This is a genomic window from Sporosarcina koreensis, assembly GCF_001531445.1.
Taxonomy (GTDB): domain Bacteria; phylum Bacillota; class Bacilli; order Bacillales_A; family Planococcaceae; genus Sporosarcina; species Sporosarcina koreensis_C.
Genome location: NZ_LQYA01000073.1, coordinates 1 through 16,693 on the forward strand (window position 1 = coordinate 1; position 16,693 = coordinate 16,693).

At 42.0% G+C, this 16,693-nt stretch carries 14 protein-coding genes, 1 pseudogene and 1 riboswitch; of the genes and pseudogenes, 13 read left to right on the top strand and 2 right to left on the bottom strand.

Going from position 1 to position 16,693, the window contains the following annotated elements:
* Positions 1-435: 435 nt before the first annotated feature.
* Positions 436-1,887: a Na+/H+ antiporter NhaC gene (gene nhaC / locus AWV70_RS10800; protein WP_060206948.1), complete on the top strand. Its 1,452-nt coding sequence runs from the start codon at positions 436-438 to the stop codon at positions 1,885-1,887.
* A 54-nt stretch (positions 1,888-1,941) separates the two neighbouring features.
* Here nhaC and AWV70_RS10805 read toward each other — a convergent pair whose 3' ends face one another.
* Positions 1,942-3,192 carry a hypothetical protein gene (locus AWV70_RS10805; RefSeq protein ID WP_060206950.1) on the bottom strand — a complete coding sequence of 417 codons (1,251 nt, stop codon included), beginning with the start codon at positions 3,190-3,192 and terminating at the stop codon, positions 1,942-1,944.
* Between the two features lie 128 nt (positions 3,193-3,320).
* Between AWV70_RS10805 and AWV70_RS10810 the strand changes: the two genes are divergently transcribed.
* Both AWV70_RS10810 and AWV70_RS25090 read left to right on the top strand, forming a co-directional pair.
* Entirely contained in the window at positions 3,321-4,448 is a 1,128-nt protein-coding gene (locus tag AWV70_RS10810; RefSeq protein ID WP_060206952.1) for a mandelate racemase/muconate lactonizing enzyme family protein, read from the top strand.
* Positions 4,445-4,579: a hypothetical protein gene (locus AWV70_RS25090; protein WP_268777679.1), complete on the top strand. Its 135-nt coding sequence runs from the start codon at positions 4,445-4,447 to the stop codon at positions 4,577-4,579. The genes AWV70_RS10810 and AWV70_RS25090 overlap by 4 nt, the downstream gene beginning before the upstream one ends.
* Positions 4,580-5,024: 445 nt before the next feature.
* On the opposite strand, the gene AWV70_RS10815 is transcribed toward AWV70_RS25090, so the two are convergent.
* Positions 5,025-6,458 carry a DUF6612 family protein gene (locus AWV70_RS10815; protein ID WP_060206954.1) on the bottom strand — a complete coding sequence of 478 codons (1,434 nt, stop codon included), beginning with the start codon at positions 6,456-6,458 and terminating at the stop codon, positions 5,025-5,027.
* Positions 6,459-6,752: 294 nt separating this feature from the next.
* Here AWV70_RS10815 and AWV70_RS10820 point away from each other — a divergent pair, with 294 nt between their 5' ends.
* From AWV70_RS10820 to AWV70_RS10860, 10 genes and pseudogenes are all read left to right on the top strand, one after another.
* Positions 6,753-8,327: a PucR family transcriptional regulator gene (locus AWV70_RS10820; RefSeq protein ID WP_060206956.1), complete on the top strand. Its 1,575-nt coding sequence runs from the start codon at positions 6,753-6,755 to the stop codon at positions 8,325-8,327.
* A gap of 239 nt (positions 8,328-8,566) precedes the next feature.
* Positions 8,567-9,217 (top strand): aspartate/glutamate racemase family protein, encoded by a 651-nt coding sequence (locus tag AWV70_RS10825; RefSeq protein ID WP_060206958.1) that lies wholly within the window; start codon positions 8,567-8,569, stop codon positions 9,215-9,217.
* Positions 9,214-10,782 carry an OPT/YSL family transporter gene (locus AWV70_RS10830; protein WP_060206960.1) on the top strand — a complete coding sequence of 523 codons (1,569 nt, stop codon included), beginning with the start codon at positions 9,214-9,216 and terminating at the stop codon, positions 10,780-10,782. Before AWV70_RS10825 ends, AWV70_RS10830 begins: the two co-directional genes overlap by 4 nt.
* 13 nt (positions 10,783-10,795) lie before the next feature.
* Positions 10,796-11,845 (top strand): DUF917 domain-containing protein, encoded by a 1,050-nt coding sequence (locus AWV70_RS10835; protein ID WP_060206962.1) that lies wholly within the window; start codon positions 10,796-10,798, stop codon positions 11,843-11,845.
* Between the two features lie 16 nt (positions 11,846-11,861).
* Positions 11,862-12,800 (top strand): DUF1177 domain-containing protein, encoded by a 939-nt coding sequence (locus AWV70_RS10840; RefSeq protein ID WP_060206964.1) that lies wholly within the window; start codon positions 11,862-11,864, stop codon positions 12,798-12,800.
* On the top strand, positions 12,800-13,471 hold the full coding sequence (locus AWV70_RS10845; RefSeq protein WP_060206966.1) for an AroM family protein: 672 nt from the start codon (positions 12,800-12,802) through the stop codon (positions 13,469-13,471). Before AWV70_RS10840 ends, AWV70_RS10845 begins: the two co-directional genes overlap by 1 nt.
* A 94-nt stretch (positions 13,472-13,565) precedes the next feature.
* Positions 13,566-13,754 (top strand): annotated as a pseudogene (locus AWV70_RS25315) (EamA family transporter); the annotation flags it as partial.
* The gene (locus AWV70_RS10850) at positions 13,751-14,662 is read left to right on the top strand and encodes an aminopeptidase (protein WP_060206967.1); all 912 of its coding nucleotides are present in this window, start codon (positions 13,751-13,753) and stop codon (positions 14,660-14,662) included. The pseudogene AWV70_RS25315 and the gene AWV70_RS10850, both read left to right, overlap by 4 nt.
* A gap of 240 nt (positions 14,663-14,902) precedes the next feature.
* Complete coding sequence (locus AWV70_RS24135; RefSeq protein ID WP_060206969.1) at positions 14,903-15,097, top strand: hypothetical protein; 195 nt, start codon at positions 14,903-14,905, stop codon at positions 15,095-15,097.
* Positions 15,098-15,316: 219 nt separating this feature from the next.
* Positions 15,317-15,503, top strand: a riboswitch (cobalamin riboswitch).
* A gap of 128 nt (positions 15,504-15,631) precedes the next feature.
* Positions 15,632-16,693, top strand: a 1,062-nt coding sequence (locus AWV70_RS10860) for a DUF4430 domain-containing protein (RefSeq protein ID WP_082713568.1), incomplete at its 3' end; no start/stop codon positions are given.

Genomic DNA, 16,693 nt, shown 5'->3' on the forward strand with positions numbered 1-16,693 from the left:
TTTGATTATCTTGTTGGGGGTGGGGGGAACATTAGGCGGGGGAACTTGGGATAGATTCGAAGAAGCCAACAATTGTATTTGATTGTTGGTTTTTTTGTTGTGTAGAGACTTATGTGCATTCGGTATGCTTATGAAAAAAATTCTGTTGTCACTGTTCCTGCACAGGAGCAAGCATGTACTTGCCGTAAGACGTCCCTCATAAAAATAGTAATCGTACATAGTATCATTTCAAAGTATCTCAATCAAATAATGATTAGCCTCCTACTCAATTGAAAGTCAATTTGAAAAATCATCTACATAGCGTTTTTTTATTTTTGTTGATAACGCTTTCAAAAAAGATTGACTTTCATTTTGTGAAAGTTTAGTATACTATTAACGACCATTTAACGACAAATAATAAAATTTCGAATAATACAACCACCAGGGGGTTCCATTATGGAGAATCGTAAAGCTAAAAAAATGAATATTTGGATGGCTATGCTTCCTTTGGCAGTCATGATTGTAGTGATGATTTTTACAGTCGTCAAACTGGAGCAAAGTCCTCATATGCCTTTAATCATCGGTACGTCTGTGGCAGCTTTAGTTGCATGGAAAGCAGGTTTCTCTTGGAAAGAAATTGAAGAAATGATGTATAAAGGGATAAGATTGGCGTTACCCGCTGTCGTCATTATTATTCTTGTTGGTTTAACGATTGGTGCATGGATGGGCGGCGGTATTGTTGCTACGATGATTTACTACGGGTTACAAATTATTACGCCGGCTTGGTTTCTTGTCACGATTACCCTAATTTGTGCCGTTGTATCGTTGGCGATTGGTAGTTCTTGGTCCACGATGGGAACAATCGGCGTTGCGGGTATGGGAATCGGATTAAGTATGGGTATCCCAGCTGGCATGATTGCGGGTGCAGTTATTTCCGGTGCATACTTTGGTGATAAAATGTCGCCATTATCCGATACGACGAACTTGGCGGCTGGTTTAACAGGTACAGATTTGTTTGATCATATTAAGCATATGTTCTACACGACGATTCCAGGTTTGGCGATTGCTCTCGGCGTTTATGCATACTTAGGAAACAAGTTTGCGCAGACAAAAATCGATATGGCAGATATTGCGCAAACTGCGTCCGTATTACAAGACAGTTTTCTAATTACACCATTATTGTTGCTCGTTCCTTTAGCTGTTATTGTTCTTGTCGCATTGAAAGTGCCTGCCATTCCGGCATTAATTATCGGAATTGTGCTAGGATTTTTATCACAAGTTTTTGTACAGGGCGGGTCAATTGAAGGTGCAATTGCATCATTACAAAGCGGATTTACAATCAGTACTGGAAACGTAATGGTGGACGAGTTATTTAACCGTGGCGGTTTGGAGTCAATGATGGATACTGTTTCGATGACGATAGTGGCGATGACTTTCGGAGGGGTTTTAGAGTTTTCCGGCATGCTTCAAACGATTATGAACCAGTTATTGAAAGTTGTGAAGTCTGCTAGCTCGTTAATCGTTTCTACAATAGGAGCCTGTTTCTTAACGAATGCCTCTTGCTCGGAGCAGTATATTTCAATTGTTGTGCCGTCCCGTATGTTTAGTAAAGCTTATCGGGACATGGGATTACATTCCAAGAATTTATCCCGTTCACTGGAAGATGGCGGAACGCTTACTTCTGTATTCATCCCATGGAATACGTGCGGTGTATTTATTTTAGGGACACTAGGTGTCGGTGTTGCTCAATACGCGCCTTATGCAATTTTAAATTTAGCTGTACCATTAATTGGTATTGTCTTTGCGATTACTGGGTTTTCAGTCGTGAAGTTGACGAAAGAAGAACGGGAGGAGTTGGCACAGGAAGAAGAATTGAAAACGAAAAGCAGTGTTGCAAGCTTAAGTTGATAGATCCAAATGAGAAAGGAAAGTCCCAGAAATGGACTTTCCTTTCCTCGTGTCTCATTGGTAGGTGGCAAAATTCAGTTCGTATAACGCGCGTGGTCTGCCTTGTTTGTACGCCATTTCTTCTCCGACAATTTTTACGTATTGGAATTCCATCAGCTTTTTTAATATCCGTTCAGCTGTTCTTCTCGATACGTTCAAATACAAAGAGAGGTCATTTGCGGTGAACTGTTTAGCTTGCCGGGACTGACCGAATTGAATCAATTTAGAGATGTTGGCAGGGCTTAACTTTGTATTCGTTGCAACTTCAACGAGTGATGGTTCATCCACTTTCATTTGAACCGCATCCGTTGATACTGGATAAGGTCCATGTAATTTTTTGTCTGCATCTAATAAGTATAACGAACGCCCTGGATATTTTGCGGCAAAATCGAGTGCGGATTTTGCATTTTCCGTTGCATCTTGTAAATTTTCACCCGTCCCAAAAGCCAACTTTATATCACGCGGCATTTTTTGTATAAGCCGGAGGAAAGCTTTGTCCTTGACAATATTTTCAACAATTCCCGTTGTTGTAAACAAATCATAGTGACCGACATTTTCACTCCATGCCGCTTGCATAAAATCAGCAATTTTCGTTACGAAAGGTTCCAAAATGTAGTTGGGCTGTGTGCCTTTTATTTTACCAATGGCAATTTGGGAAGCGGTTGATTTATGTAAAATGGCTTTTTGCTTTGCTTCTTCAATCGTATCTAGAAGGGCACTTTCGGGGTCAATCATTTTATATACAGGGATGCCTGTTTTAATTAACTCTTCGTGCACGGCGTGGACGCTTGTAATCGCAGCATCTGTTTTTTGTTCAAATATCAATTGTTCATGGTAGGCGACAATGTTTTGAATGTTATCCTGTTCTTTTAACGTATATACGTAAGGAAATTGTATTTCTCCATTTACATCGTTGACAATGTGATCAAGGTGAATTTTTTCGCGAACATCGATGGAAATCCGATTTAAATTGTATTTGAACTTTGTCGACAAATACAGTAGTGTTACAGCAACTGCACGTTCATCTTGTTTCAAATAAAGCGTGGGAATGGCGATGTTATTAATTGCCGATTTTGCATAGGCAAAAGGAAGAGAGCCAGAAAATAAGATGACATCGCACGGGATAATGGTTTGAACTAAATTCCCGGCATCTTTTGGACTGGCATACTCATATGGGATTAATTCGATGTCCTTTCTGTTTTCTGTCAGTAACAGGGCGCGTTGACAAAAATGGGTTGGACCTATTAATGCAATTTTAATTCTCATAGTGAATGACTCCTTTCTGTCAAAGATAGAGATAGAGTAGTGTAGCAGTGCAGTGCAGTTTATTTAGCGACTATTTAACGACATCATACAATGGAATTTGAATAGTGTAAATAGAAGGGAAGTTTCTTATGATTATAACAAAGATTGAAGTATTTTCTATTTATTTACCGTTAGTTGAGCCGTTCGTTGTTAGTTATACATCGTATGACTCCATGCCGTCCATCATTGTGAAAATCACGACAGATACGGGGCACGTTGGGTACGGAGAAGGCGTTGCGGATGAACACGTCACGGGGGAAAGTGCAGAAAGTACATTCCAAATCTTAAAGAATACGATTGCGCCGAAATTGATTGGAGAAAATCCGATGCGACTTGAACGTATCCATGAAATAATGGATGCGTCGATTTACGGCGTGCCAACTGCGAAAGCGGCTATGGACATTGCTTGCTACGATGTGATGGGGAAGGCACTTGGTGTTCCTGTGTACGAATTAATTGGCGGGAAATATCGCGAAGCATTTCCTTTGGCACATGTGTTAAGTATTGCTGCCCCTGAGGCGATGGCAGACGAGGCGGCGAGAAAAGTGGCGGAAGGGTACGGTTTTTTGAAAATGAAAGTCGGGACGAATGTGCAAGAAGATGTATTGCGTATTCAAGCTGTACGGGAACGAATTGGAAAGGATATTCCAATTCGGATCGATGTAAATCAAGGATGGCAAACGAGTGCGAATACGTTACAGGCGTTACACGAACTGCGTGACACGCCGATTGATTGGTTGGAACAACCTGTCGTTGCAGATGATATTGATGGTATGGTGGAGATAAAAGCAAAGTCTTCCATTCCGGTGATGATTGACGAAGGATTACGCGGCTTCCGAGAAATGCGTGAAATTATTACAAAGCGTGCAGCGGATAAAGTGAATATTAAATTGATGAAATGTGGCGGTATTTATCCAGCAACGAAGCTAGCGAATATGGCAGAAATGGCAGGAATCGAATGTCAAATCGGCTCAATGGTCGAATCATCTGTCGGTTCGGCAGCAGGTTTTCACGTGGCATTTGCAAAGAAAATAATAACGAGCGTAGAACTTACAGGACCATTAAAGTTCAGCAAAGATGTTGGAAATTTACAGTATGACGTGCCGTTTATTAAACTGAATGATAAGCCAGGGCTTGGTGTTGATGTAGATGAGGAAGTGCTCAGTGAATTGACGGTTCAGTCGACGACAGTACAACTGGAAAAGGTGATGGCATGATTGATACAAAAGTTTTAAAAGATGGTACTGAAGTCGTTGTTGAACAATTGACGATGGATGACATCAAAAAGATTTTAACGCTTCAACAAAAAGTGACTGATACGTTGACGACAAAATCGTTTTACAGTTAGATATGATATCGTCTTGGATGAATATAAAATAGTTATTGAAGTGAAGTGTACACGGACCAGTATGGCTGTAGAGTTAGATTAGATTCATTTCATTACAAAGCAAATCATCTTTTCTTATTTGCTACGACAAAGTGAGTCTTATCAAAATCCAGATGTTTTCGATAAATCTTTACCCGAAGAATACAGGACTTTGACACGGAAATCGAATCTGTAGCTATTCAAGGAATCAACTTATAAAGCTGAATATCGTTTGCTTTTGTCGGGTGATACTACAATTTCAACTTCTTGTACTTATTGGTGCTTGGTGAAACAAATTGACCTTTGAATTTCCAGGCATATGAATTACGGAAACTACTGGAAGTGCTAGCTGCAAAATCAGCGACCGACAGGGAAGCCCCTCGTTTCAATTAGGAACGAGGGGCTTTTTCCACAAAACAGCCAAATCTTATTCTGTTGCCTCTGATTTTGATTCTTCTTCAATAGTTTCGGAATCCAAGTCCAAAACGACAGCATTTTTAATGATGTCTTCTGGCACTTTAATTTCCTTCACTTCATTGAACTTGCTGAAAATACCGCTGATTAATTGCTTGATTGTCACTGTTTCGCCAGCGACTGAAATCGTCATAGCTGTTTTTCCATCTGTCGAAACTGGGAATAAAGTATTTTTGTCAATAACTGTGACAATGAAGAATTCATCGATAGAGATGGATACTTCATCTAGAATCGAATCAAGATCGATTTCTTCATCTTCCACTGCCTCTTCAGCTGGTTCTTCAGTAGTCTCTTCTACTGCAGCGTTTTCTTCAGTAGTAGCTTCTTCGTCTGTTGCTGCTTCTTCATCAGCAGTCTCTTCAGTTGCAGCTTCTTCTACAACAGTAGCATCTTCTTCTGCTTGCTCTTCTTTAACGTCAGTAGCTTCCGTAACTTCTACAGCTTCATTGTCTGTAAAAAAATCTTCTGGAACCATGTCTGTGAATAAAGACATAGCCTCTTCCATCATGTCTTGGAATTCTTCGTTCGTCATTGTTTGAGTGATGATATAAGCATCGTCATATTCGAAAATATGGATGCCTTTCATGAACTGCTTCGTAAGCTCCAATTGTGCAATTGGATCTGCTTGTGCTGAAGTTGCTTCTAAAAGTCCAGCTGTCAATTCTTCAGGAAGCTTTGTCCAGTTCTCGCCAGTTTTTTGGAAGAAGCCATCTTCTGTGAAGTAAGCTTCGCTTGCAGTTTCTTCTGTCTTGCCGTCCATAGTCGTCTTGGTATTCTCAAGCATATGAAGACCAATCGGATTATTCGTGACGCTCATGTCGATCTCCATAAGCATGTCCATGGCTAATTCCTCAGTGTCCGAAACCATCGATTGGTCGATGGACATCTTTGCAGCATAGCTGTTCGGATTTGCAGCAACCATTTTCTCTAGGAATGCATCTACGTCTTGTACACGATTCGTAGTGACAGTAACCGTTTGTTGGTCTTCAGAAATCGTTACTTCAAAGCCTTCCAATTCATTCAGAAACTCTCCGGAAACATAGTTGCCGTAGTTTTTCAATGTAAGCGGGAATAATGCATCAGTTGCTTCACCGTCTACAGTGATCTGTTCATCAGCCACACTGAAATCTACTGTCAAATAACTGTTCGTTACCGTTACTTTTCCAGCAGCATCCTTTGAAACTTGATATCCAGCTTCATGGAATAGATCCTCCACCGGAATCAATACATCCTCTTGCGACATAAATGGCTGCTCATAGCCCTCTACTTCAACTCCATCGACTACAAGTTTCATAGAACCTGTTTGCGCCGATGCAGTCATGTTTGGCCAAGCGAATGAAAGAACAAAAACAAACGCTAAAACCCACATTGCTACTTTTCTCAACATTATAACCCCCGAAATATATTATTCCTATCGCAAAAGACAGGTAATTCAATCATACAAAAAAATGCACAAATTTCCAACCCTATTGTCAAAAACAATCGAATGATGGATGAGAAAGCTTAGCGTGGAGTGGAGAATGAGGAATTGTATAGTGGGAAGATATATTGTCTATAAAATAAGAAAACACCTATAAAGTTCGAACGAATGGTATATATTTCCTATCCACAGCATTACGCTAAAAAGTGCTATGATGATAACAATATTTTTTTCAAGGAACGATGGAGAGGAGGGGGAGATGTGGATGTTAGAGAAGCCCTACAGATTGGCGAGTTAGCGAATAGTACAGTTGTGGCCGGGCATGGAGGGGTTGGTCGTCCGATCACCTCTATAGAAGTCATGGAGGTTCCCGAAGTGATTAGTTGGGTGACGCCAGGCATCCTCGTGATGACTACGTTTTATTCCATTCGGCATGATGAACGGAAGCAAGTGGAGATTGTGCGGACGTTAATTGATAAGGAAGCTGCCGGGATTGTGATTAAGCTGGGCCGTTTTGTCGATTCGATTCCGATTGAGATGATAGCGATTGCGAATGAGAAGGGTTTTCCGATAATTATTATTCCGAAGAGTGTGTCGTATATCAATGTGCTCACCCCGTTATATGAGAAGCTCTATGAAGAAAAACAATTGGTGGAAAGCGAGAATAATCCTTTTTCTGAATTTGAATCCAAAAGCTACGCGTCTCTTTCGGAAGCATTGGATGAAATAAATGATATCGTTGGCAGTCCTGTTTATATAGAAGATATGGAAGGGGCACTCATGTATTCTTCAAAAAACTTTCTTCCGAACGGCTGGAGAAAGTCCGATGCTCTTTTCGCAAAACCGGTATATCCTTCTTACCCTGAAGTGATAGAGGATTGGAAGACGAGTTTAGTGACCAGGGACCGGACCATTCTTAAAATAGAAGGCTTCCGTGATTGTCTTATTTTGCCGCTCGTATCCAATCAGCAAGTTTTTGCTACGATCCACATCCCATACGTTGAAAGATTACATTCGATTCACATGTCGTCCAGTCAATTGAAGACGTTGATTGCGAAGCTGAATGAACTGTTCATGAATGAGCAGTTGTATTTGCAGAAAAAGCGGATTGAGCATTTGGAGCATTTGGAAGAGTTTTCGTCTCGCGGACAGGAAGAAGCAGAGTACTTTGTCATACGTTTTCAAGCAAATTGGACAGAGAAGCTTATCTCTTCATCTCCCTATTTACTCGATCCTTCTTGCCTCGTCTTAAAAGAGCTGCATGGCTTGCTAAATGATCCATTATCGAATCGTTCAATCATTGTTTTTGAAAAATATTACCACTTCTATGCAGTTGTCCAGTGTAGTTCAGACGAGTATTCAATCATAGTAGAACAGCTAAGAAAACGAATGAACGAGGTATACGATGACCTATTTGTTGCGGCGGGACCGCTATTGGGACATAGCCGACTGTTGGACGATGCCATCCGTTTAGTTGATAAAACGATGGAGATCGGTCGTAAATTACGGAAGGGTGAGACGTTTTATACGTACGACAAATTAGGGATCTATGAAATCCTAATTGGCTTAACAGCCGACGAGCATGTGCAAAGCTATGCCGATACGTTGTTAAGCCCTCTATTGCAAAGTGCTACTAAAGAACTGCTGGATACGCTGCAAATGTATTTGAATGAAAACGGGAATGTGACCAAGACTTCTGAAAAACTGTTCATACATCGGCGAACGCTTACGTATCGGCTGCAGAAGATACAGGAATTACTGAATGTGAATATGGATGATGCAGAGATCAGATTTATCCTTCAATTCTGTTTGAAAATCAAGCAATTATCAGGATGAATGCTTGTACAAGTCAATACATGAGATTTTTAAAAGGGCGATGAGAAGATGACTATCTTCTCATCGACTTTTTTATATGGATTTGGCAATCTGCGATTCACATACGTCAAGTGTCTCTCTCCAAATGTAGTCATCTGACGATAGAAAAGATGTGCAAAAAAGTGAATTCAGCTTTTCACACTTCTTGCATTACGAAGAATAATTTAAATATTTATAATCAGTTGAAAGGGGTGGTTGAAATGTTAGGAATAATTCGAGTGCTTACAACAGATGACGATAACGTGTTGCTCGAACATGGAAAACGAATGTGGGAAACCCATCAAGTTAAGACAATTACAAAATGTATCAAAGACCAACCAAACGGTATTTATGATAATGAGTCGGAAACGATTGCCATTCCTAAAATCATCGCTCTTGCCGATGAGTTCATGAAACGGGATGAGATTGATGCAATCACAATTAGTTGCGCCGCCGACCCCGGACTCGACGAATTAAGGAGTTTGACTGATTTTCCGATATTGGGTGCAGGTGCCTGTGGTGCCATGGCGGCTTGTCTCGTTGGCCAACAAGTTGCGGTCATTGGAATTACGGATCAAATCCCACTAACGATTGAAAAGGGATTAGAAGATCAATTCCATTCGTACCGCTATGATCCAACGTTACGAAAAACAACGGATTTACGATCGCCGGATGCGAAAGAGAAGTTGCTTGCGGTAGCTCAGGACGCCATTGCTGACGGGGCTGATGTTATTTTATTCGCTTGTACAGGATTTTCCACAATCAGGTTGAAAGATTACTTGGTTACACATATCGATATTCCTGTTATTGATTTAGTAGAGGCACAAGCTACAGTATACGAACTCATAAAAAGAGGGGAGGAGATAGGATGAACACTAAAACATTTGATTTTCCATTCATCGTATTTTCGATCATCATTTCCGTATTTGGCGCAATTATCGGTATGCAACTGATTACATCATTAGGAATCACGCCCAACACATCCATTATCGGGGCGTTGATTGCAATGTTGATCGCTCGGATTCCGATGAAAATGTTTTACAAATACCGCTCAATCGAAAACCAAAACTTAATTCAAACATCGATATCAGCTGCAACGTTTGGGGCGGCGAACAGTTTGTTGATCCCTATCGGAATTCCTTTTGTTATGGGAATGCCGGAATTAATTATTCCGATGTTGATTGGTTCGGGACTCGCCCTATTAGTCGATGTTTTCATCCTGTATAAGGTATTTGATTCTAAGTTGTTTTCTGCAGATGAAACATGGCCGCCTGGCGTTGCGACAGCTGAGGCACTTAAGGCAGGAGATGAAGGTGGATCCAAAGCTAAATTCTTAGGGATCGGGATTGTAGGCGGGCTTGTCGGTTCACATTTTGGTGTTGCCATGTCGGCATTCGGCGTTGCCTTTATCGGAAACATATGGGCTTTGCTCATGTTCGGGATCGGTTTGTTGCTTCGAGGCTACTCTGATTCATTGTTCGGTGTTGACTTGAATGCGTATTATATTCCCCATGGCATGATGATTGGGGCAGGAAGCGTCGCCCTATTGCAATTCATTTTAGTGCTTGTTAAGTCAAAGAAAGAAAAGAACCCCGACAACGTTCAAGAGGGGGAGCATATCAATTCACGTACTGACAGCGATATCAAGAAAGGGTTTGGGATTGGATTTGTTCTTTATCTTATAGCCGCCGCCATATTAGCTGTCATTAGCGGAATCATTGGAGACATGTCTGTATTACAGATTGTCATGTTTGTTGTTTTTGCTGCCTTTGCTGCACTTGCCAGTGAGATTATTGTCGGGATTGCTGCCATGCATTCCGGCTGGTTTCCAGCATTTGCGGTCACGCTCATTGCATTGCTACTCGGAATGATGCTTGGTTTCCCGCCTGTTGCTTTAGCATTATTAACAGGTTTTACAGCAGCAACAGGACCGGCGTTTGCAGATTTGGGATATGACTTCAAATCCGGTGCTATTTTACGGAAAGACCAAAAGACTGCGATGGAACTATTTGGTCGAAGACAGCAATTGAAAAGTTCATTAATCGGTTTTGGAGTCGCTATTGCAATGGTGTCTTTGTTCCATAATTCCTTTTTCTCGCAAGACTTAGTTCCTCCTGTCGATCATGTGTATGCTGCCACTATCGACAGTGGGTTAAGTGGAAACATCGGCATGCTCCTGCTGTTATGGGCCATTCCTGGAGCAATCATTCAGCTAATAGGTGGACCGAAGCGGCAGATGGGGATTTTGTTTGCGACTGGGCTACTAATAGTAAACCCGATTGCGGGATGGGCCGTTATTGCGGGGATACTAATCCGTTTCATCGTTTTGAAAGTGAAAGGACAGGAAGCGGAAAATGCAATGTATACGATGGCTGCCGGATTTATCGCAGGAGATGCGATTTACAGTTTCTTCACTTCTTTATGGAAAGTGAAATAATGGAGGTTTTAGTATGGCAAAACGTAGATTGACAAAAGAAGATGCAACGAAAGCCGTTTATGGCGGCTGTATATTAGGCGGAGGAGGTGGTGGCTGGATTCATGATGGCCTTGCGAAGACTGAGCAGGCATTTGCAATTGGGACACCCGAGCTAATCACAGTAGACGAACTGCAGAATACAGATTATGTGGCATGTGTCTCACTTGTCGGAGCCCCATCCGCAAAGGCAGCGCATACAGACCGTCATCAACTCATTTCAACAGTAGAGCGGATGCAACAGGAATTTGATCGACCAATCCAGGCGTTGATGACAAATGAAAATGGAGCAGCAACGACCGTTAATGGTTGGCTCCAAGCCGCTGCAACGGGACTTCCATTCCTCGATGCACCGTGTAATGGAAGAGCACATCCGACAGGTTCCATGGGGTCTTTGAATTTATCGGAAGTGGAAGGGTATAAATCGATTCAAGCATTCGCTGGAGGAAAAGGGTCAATGGAAGTGGAAGGGGTAGTGACCGGTACGCTCGATATTTCTTCCAATATAGTTCGTTCCGTTTCCGTCCAGGCAGGTGGTATGGTTGCCGTTTGCCGCAACCCCGTGTCCGTCGAGTATGTGAAAGAGCATGCTGCTATCGGAGGAATTACACAAGCAATTGAACTCGGTGACGTATTCTTCTCTGTTCCAGAAGGACCGGAGCGAATTGAAGCTGTTGCATCCCACTTGCATGGCCGCGTCATTCATTCTGGCACCATCAGCAGTTTTGAAATGAAGGCTATCAAAGGGTTTGACGTAGGATTCGTTCAAGTCGACAGTCTAGAACTGACAGTTTGGAACGAATATATGACAGCCGAAATGAACGGAGAACGGAAAGGGACGTTTCCAGATCTCATTATGACTTTCGATGCGGAAACCGGCATGCCTTTAGTGAGTGCGGAGCTAAAAGAAGGTCTTGCAATCGCAGTCATCTCCGTTCCGAAAGAATACTTGAAGCTAAGTTCTACGATGTCCAATAAGAAACTACTGCAAGCAATTGAACCAATTGTGAATAAAAGTATTATTTGAAAAGGATGATGAACAAATGTCGTTAAAATATACAATGGACGTTATTGAATTGCTAGATGACGTGAATGCAAACGGAGAATCCGTAGTCCGTCTATTCGATGGTTTTGAAAATTGTACAGCAACGTATGAAACCGTTGCAGGACAAGAGGGTTCTACCGACTTTGTAAAAGTTGTCATTAAAGGGACGGAAGGCAAGTCAAGTGGAGGAGATGCACGTACATTAGGTATTGTCGGCCGTTTGGGTGGACTAGGTGCCCGCCCGCAGCGTATTGGCTTTGTGTCGGACGGTGACGGAGCTGCCGCAGCGGTAGCCATCGCATTGAAACTTGCGAACATGTCTGTCAAAGGGGATCGGCTACCTGGAGATGTAATCGTCACGACTCATATTTGTCCGACCGCCCCTACGCAGCCACACGAGCCGGTTGATTTCATGGGATCGCCTGTTGATATCTTAACGATGAATCAATATGAAGTGGTTCCTGAAATGGATGCAGTCGTTTCGATTGATACAACGAAAGGGAATCGTGTATTTAATCATCGCGGTATTGCCCTTTCTCCAACAGTGAAGTCAGGGTATATCTTGAAATTCGCTGACGAATTGCTGCGCATTATGGAGATGACGACGGGTGAACTTCCAGTGACATTTACGGTAACAACCCAAGATATTACACCGTATGGCAATGACGTATATCATATTAATAGCATTCTTCAACCAGCCGTGGCGACGGATGCTCCTGTTGTTGGTGTGGCAATTACGGCAAAAACAGCTGTACCGGGAAGTGGGACCGGCGCAAGTCATGAAGTGGATATTGCCCAAGCTGTCCGTTTCTCTATTGAAATTGCGAAAGAGTTTACAAGAGGTCAAATCGAATTCTATGATGCGGAGGAATTCAATCGCTTGCAAAAACTATATGGCTCTATGAAGCATTTACAAACATTAGGGATAGATGAGTAATGCCAGGTAGAAGTGTAGGTGTTTTGACAATTGGACAATCTCCACGGACGGATGTTACACCCTCCATAGAAGCGATTCTAGAAAATAGTGTGTCGATTGTTGAAAGCGGTGGTCTAGACAGCTTGACTCACGAAACAGTACGTTCTGTTGAACCGGATGAATTTGATACAACTTATATTTCAAGGATGCGTGACGGAAAATCCGTAAAAATAGGCAAGACCAAATTGTTGCCTTTATTACAAGCGGAGTTGAGTGCGCTTGAGGAGACAGTTGATATCGTGCTGATGCTCTGCACAGGAGACTTTCCGACTTTGAAAGCGAAAAAACCGATTGTGTATCCTGACAAAATATTAAATCATATCGTCAGCGCACTTCTGCCTTCAGGGTCTCTTGGACTGATCATTCCACTTGAAGAGCAGCGTGAGACATTGCTTTCGAAATGGCAACAGGAAGAGTTGAGGATTTTTGCTGAAGTTGCTTCTCCCTATGAGGAAAGTGACATTGCTGGAGCAGCCATTGCACTACGAGAGCAAGGTGCTGATCTGATCGTGTTGGATTGTATGGGGTACAATGAACAACATAAATCAGAGGCCGTAAAAGGAAGCGGGCTACCAGTCCTTCTTCCTCGTACCCTCGTAGCGCGGATCATTGCCGAGTATATCGCTGAATAGGGCATGTCTATAAGGCTAAGCAGAAGTAGAATTAGTAGCAAAACAGCAAGGACGCCAACAACGCGCGAATAGCGAAGAGTCCTGCTGTTTTGCTTGTTTTTGTGCTTTTATGGAATTTGGCGGCCCCATTTTTGCCCTGTCGATTACATATGTGATGCCGTTAACGACGATTCTACTAAGCTTCTTCTTTTTGCACGAACCGCTTGGCACTGGAACCTTAATTGCGTTATTGTTAGTTTTATACAGTTTGTTATCATCAAAACGAAAGGGTGTTGAACAATGAATGATTTCCAACAAACAGTTGCTGCATTAATGGTTAACAACTTTGCACTGGAAAAGAACGTGCATATTTTGGTGTTGATGGATATAAGTACAGAAAAACTAGGGAGGAAATTTGCAGAAGCGTTAAAGGATGACGGCTGGCAAGTTAGCACTCACTGTATGGAGGATCGGAAAAAATCGGGAGAAGAGCCGCCGGAAGAAGCAGCAAATGAAATGCTGAATTATGAACTTGTTTTCTGTCTAACGAAGCACTCATTAACACATACGGTGGCACGTAAAAATGCTAACGCAAAAGGAATAAGCGTTATCACGATGCCCGGTATTACGGAAGACATGTTTTTACATGGTGCGATGTCAGCAGATTACAACAAAGTAGAAGCGGAAACAAATGAAATGACGTTAAAGCTGACAGAGGCTAAAACGGTTACGATTCGTACTGGAAAGAATTATGAGCTTGTCATTCCGGTGCAAGGTAGAAATGGCGTACCAAGCACAGGTGTGTTCAGGGAACCCGGTGCATCTGGAAATCTCCCATCTGGAGAAGCTTACATAGCCCCACCTGAAGGCGAAGCAGAAGGAACAATTGAAATCAACGGTTCGATTGCCGGCATAGGCTTACTTGAAAATCCAGTTGTGTTGACCGTTGAAAAAGGGCGTCTCGTGAAGGCGACGGGAACAGATGGAGAAACGCTGCTCACACTGCTAGGCGATGAAGATGGACGGTATCTTTGTGAACTCGGAATTGGGACAAACCATGCAGCCCGCTTGACGGGTAATATTCTTGAAGATGAAAAAGCGTACAATACAATTCACATAGCATTCGGCTCCAATCACACATTTGGAGGTACCATTAAGACGAACGTGCACATTGATTGTGTTACTAAAAATCCAACTTTACTCTGGAAGTAGCATGTGCAGCATTCCTATTATTGTCAGGAATGGTTCAAGTTCGTAGTCATTAACAAAAGAAGCTCATTCCCGAAAAAGCCGAATGCTAAAATCCTTGAACAAGCTAGTAAATTTTCGTAAGTCATAATGCAACCCTCCCTACCCAAATGTAGTTTCTAGTTCCTGGAACAATGCAGCCAGGCCGAATGTGCAAGGTGTATAGGGATATCAGTTGCAGGTGTGAAAAAAAGACGAGAAAGGATGTTAAAGAAGTTACGAGAGCTCATGACGGAAACTGAAATTCGCACGAATAGTTATCTAGATGCTTTAGGCATCTGTGTATCTAACCATTCGGATAATAAACTGCAATTGCATAACAGAAATGGGGAAGTCATTGGCCATGGGCTGTCATTGGCTTCTTTTTGCGATTTTATGAATGAAAGTGAATTGTCATAAATGTATATTACGCATGCACCGGAGCAAGTTTGGTTATTAGGCAATACAACTAGGGGCATAAGAAGTATAAAAGCATTGATAGATCACTTTCATCGGTTGGAGAACTTTTTTTATATCTACACAAGAAGTGATCAAGAATAATAGAAAAACATCATTACGTATTAAACAGCAAACTAAGAATCTATTGATTTTGCGGAAAATTATCTATATCATAGTTGTAGTTGAATAAAATATTTTGGTCCTTTGCATTTTTGTGAAGGTTAAAAAGGAATCAGGTGAAAATCCTGAACGGTCCGGCCACTGTAAATGGAGAGCGGTTTCAACTAGCCACTGGTGAATCACTGGGAAGGCTGAAATTGCGGTAGTATCCATAAGTCAGGAGACTTGCCAAAGTATGAATGCGAAATACCTTCCGGAGAAAGGTTGCATTATGTATTTTACAAGTGAACTGTAAATGATTTGTATACATAAGCTCTGCCTCTTTTCTGGAGGTATGAGCTTTTTTCAATACAAAGAAATAGAAGGGGAGTAAGAATGGTGAATCATCTACATAAGCAGCTATTTTCAATACTTATGAGCCTGCTGTTAGTGTTTTCAATTATGATGCCGGGTGTCCATGCGGCAGAAATTGAATACTTTGACGAAATGCTTCAGCATGAGAATACAGACTCGGATAGTGAAGATGCTGGAGAGGGAATCGATGAAGAAGCCCCATCGGAAGCTGGAGATATAATCGATGAAGAAGCCCCATCGGAAGCTGGAGATATAATCGATGAAGAAGCTCCATCAGAACCTGAAGATATAACAGCGGGAGAAACAGATCAGGGGGCAATGGATGCGGAAGGGAAAGCGGATATTCCAAACCTTCCTAAAGAAAAAATCCGTGTGAAATTGCGGATTGAAAGTTATGATCAGACACTTCTGCCGCTGACTGAAATTGAAGTCGCGCCTTATGATATAACACATGCGGTAGGGAATAATGAAATTGGCAATTGGTATTTGGAGAACGATGAGACGTTAGCAATTCACGCAATCGTTAAGGCGCTGGAAGATAACGGTTTTGATGTTACAGATCGTAGTAAGTTTGAATTTGGGCAAGGAAATTTCATCACAAACGTAAACGGTTTGGAAATGAATTCGGTAAATCCTTACTATGATGGCTGGATGTATTTTGTGAATAATGAATTCGCACCTGTTGGCGTTGGTCAATTTGAGTTGGAAGACAACGATGAAATTACGATGTTTTTTACGACAGACTATGGAGCAGTCAAATACTCTTGGTTTGATCAACCAACTGTTGACGTAACGACAAACGAAGAATTCGAATTGAAGCTGAATTCATCTGGGTCTGTTAACGATGTAGTTATTTTAGTGAACGATGAACCTCTGCTAATTGATGGACAAGAAGTGCTTACGGATGCGGAGGGGGTAGCGAAGTTACGATTCACTGAACCTGGCGAATACAATTTATCCGCAAAACGGATGGATGGGGAATTTAGTAATATTACACGCCCTTATAGCAAAGTTGTTGTTCATCCGGGAAGTGAGGCAACGCCAAATCCAGATCCAGAAATAGGCCCCGAACCAGAGATTGAT

Bases quoted from the DNA above. Each gene is read 5' to 3' on its own strand.
- nhaC (WP_060206948.1), top strand. From the start codon at position 436: ATGGAGAATCGTAAAGCTAAAAAAATGAATATTTGGATGGCTATGCTT.
- AWV70_RS10805 (WP_060206950.1), bottom strand. From the start codon at position 3,192: ATGAGAATTAAAATTGCATTAATAGGTCCAACCCATTTTTGTCAACGC.
- AWV70_RS10810 (WP_060206952.1), top strand. From the start codon at position 3,321: ATGATTATAACAAAGATTGAAGTATTTTCTATTTATTTACCGTTAGTT.
- AWV70_RS25090 (WP_268777679.1), top strand. From the start codon at position 4,445: ATGATTGATACAAAAGTTTTAAAAGATGGTACTGAAGTCGTTGTTGAA.
- AWV70_RS10815 (WP_060206954.1), bottom strand. From the start codon at position 6,458: ATGTTGAGAAAAGTAGCAATGTGGGTTTTAGCGTTTGTTTTTGTTCTT.
- AWV70_RS10825 (WP_060206958.1), top strand. From the start codon at position 8,567: ATGTTAGGAATAATTCGAGTGCTTACAACAGATGACGATAACGTGTTG.
- AWV70_RS10830 (WP_060206960.1), top strand. From the start codon at position 9,214: ATGAACACTAAAACATTTGATTTTCCATTCATCGTATTTTCGATCATC.
- AWV70_RS10835 (WP_060206962.1), top strand. From the start codon at position 10,796: ATGGCAAAACGTAGATTGACAAAAGAAGATGCAACGAAAGCCGTTTAT.
- AWV70_RS10840 (WP_060206964.1), top strand. From the start codon at position 11,862: ATGTCGTTAAAATATACAATGGACGTTATTGAATTGCTAGATGACGTG.
- AWV70_RS10845 (WP_060206966.1), top strand. From the start codon at position 12,800: ATGCCAGGTAGAAGTGTAGGTGTTTTGACAATTGGACAATCTCCACGG.
- AWV70_RS10850 (WP_060206967.1), top strand. From the start codon at position 13,751: ATGAATGATTTCCAACAAACAGTTGCTGCATTAATGGTTAACAACTTT.
- AWV70_RS24135 (WP_060206969.1), top strand. From the start codon at position 14,903: ATGTTAAAGAAGTTACGAGAGCTCATGACGGAAACTGAAATTCGCACG.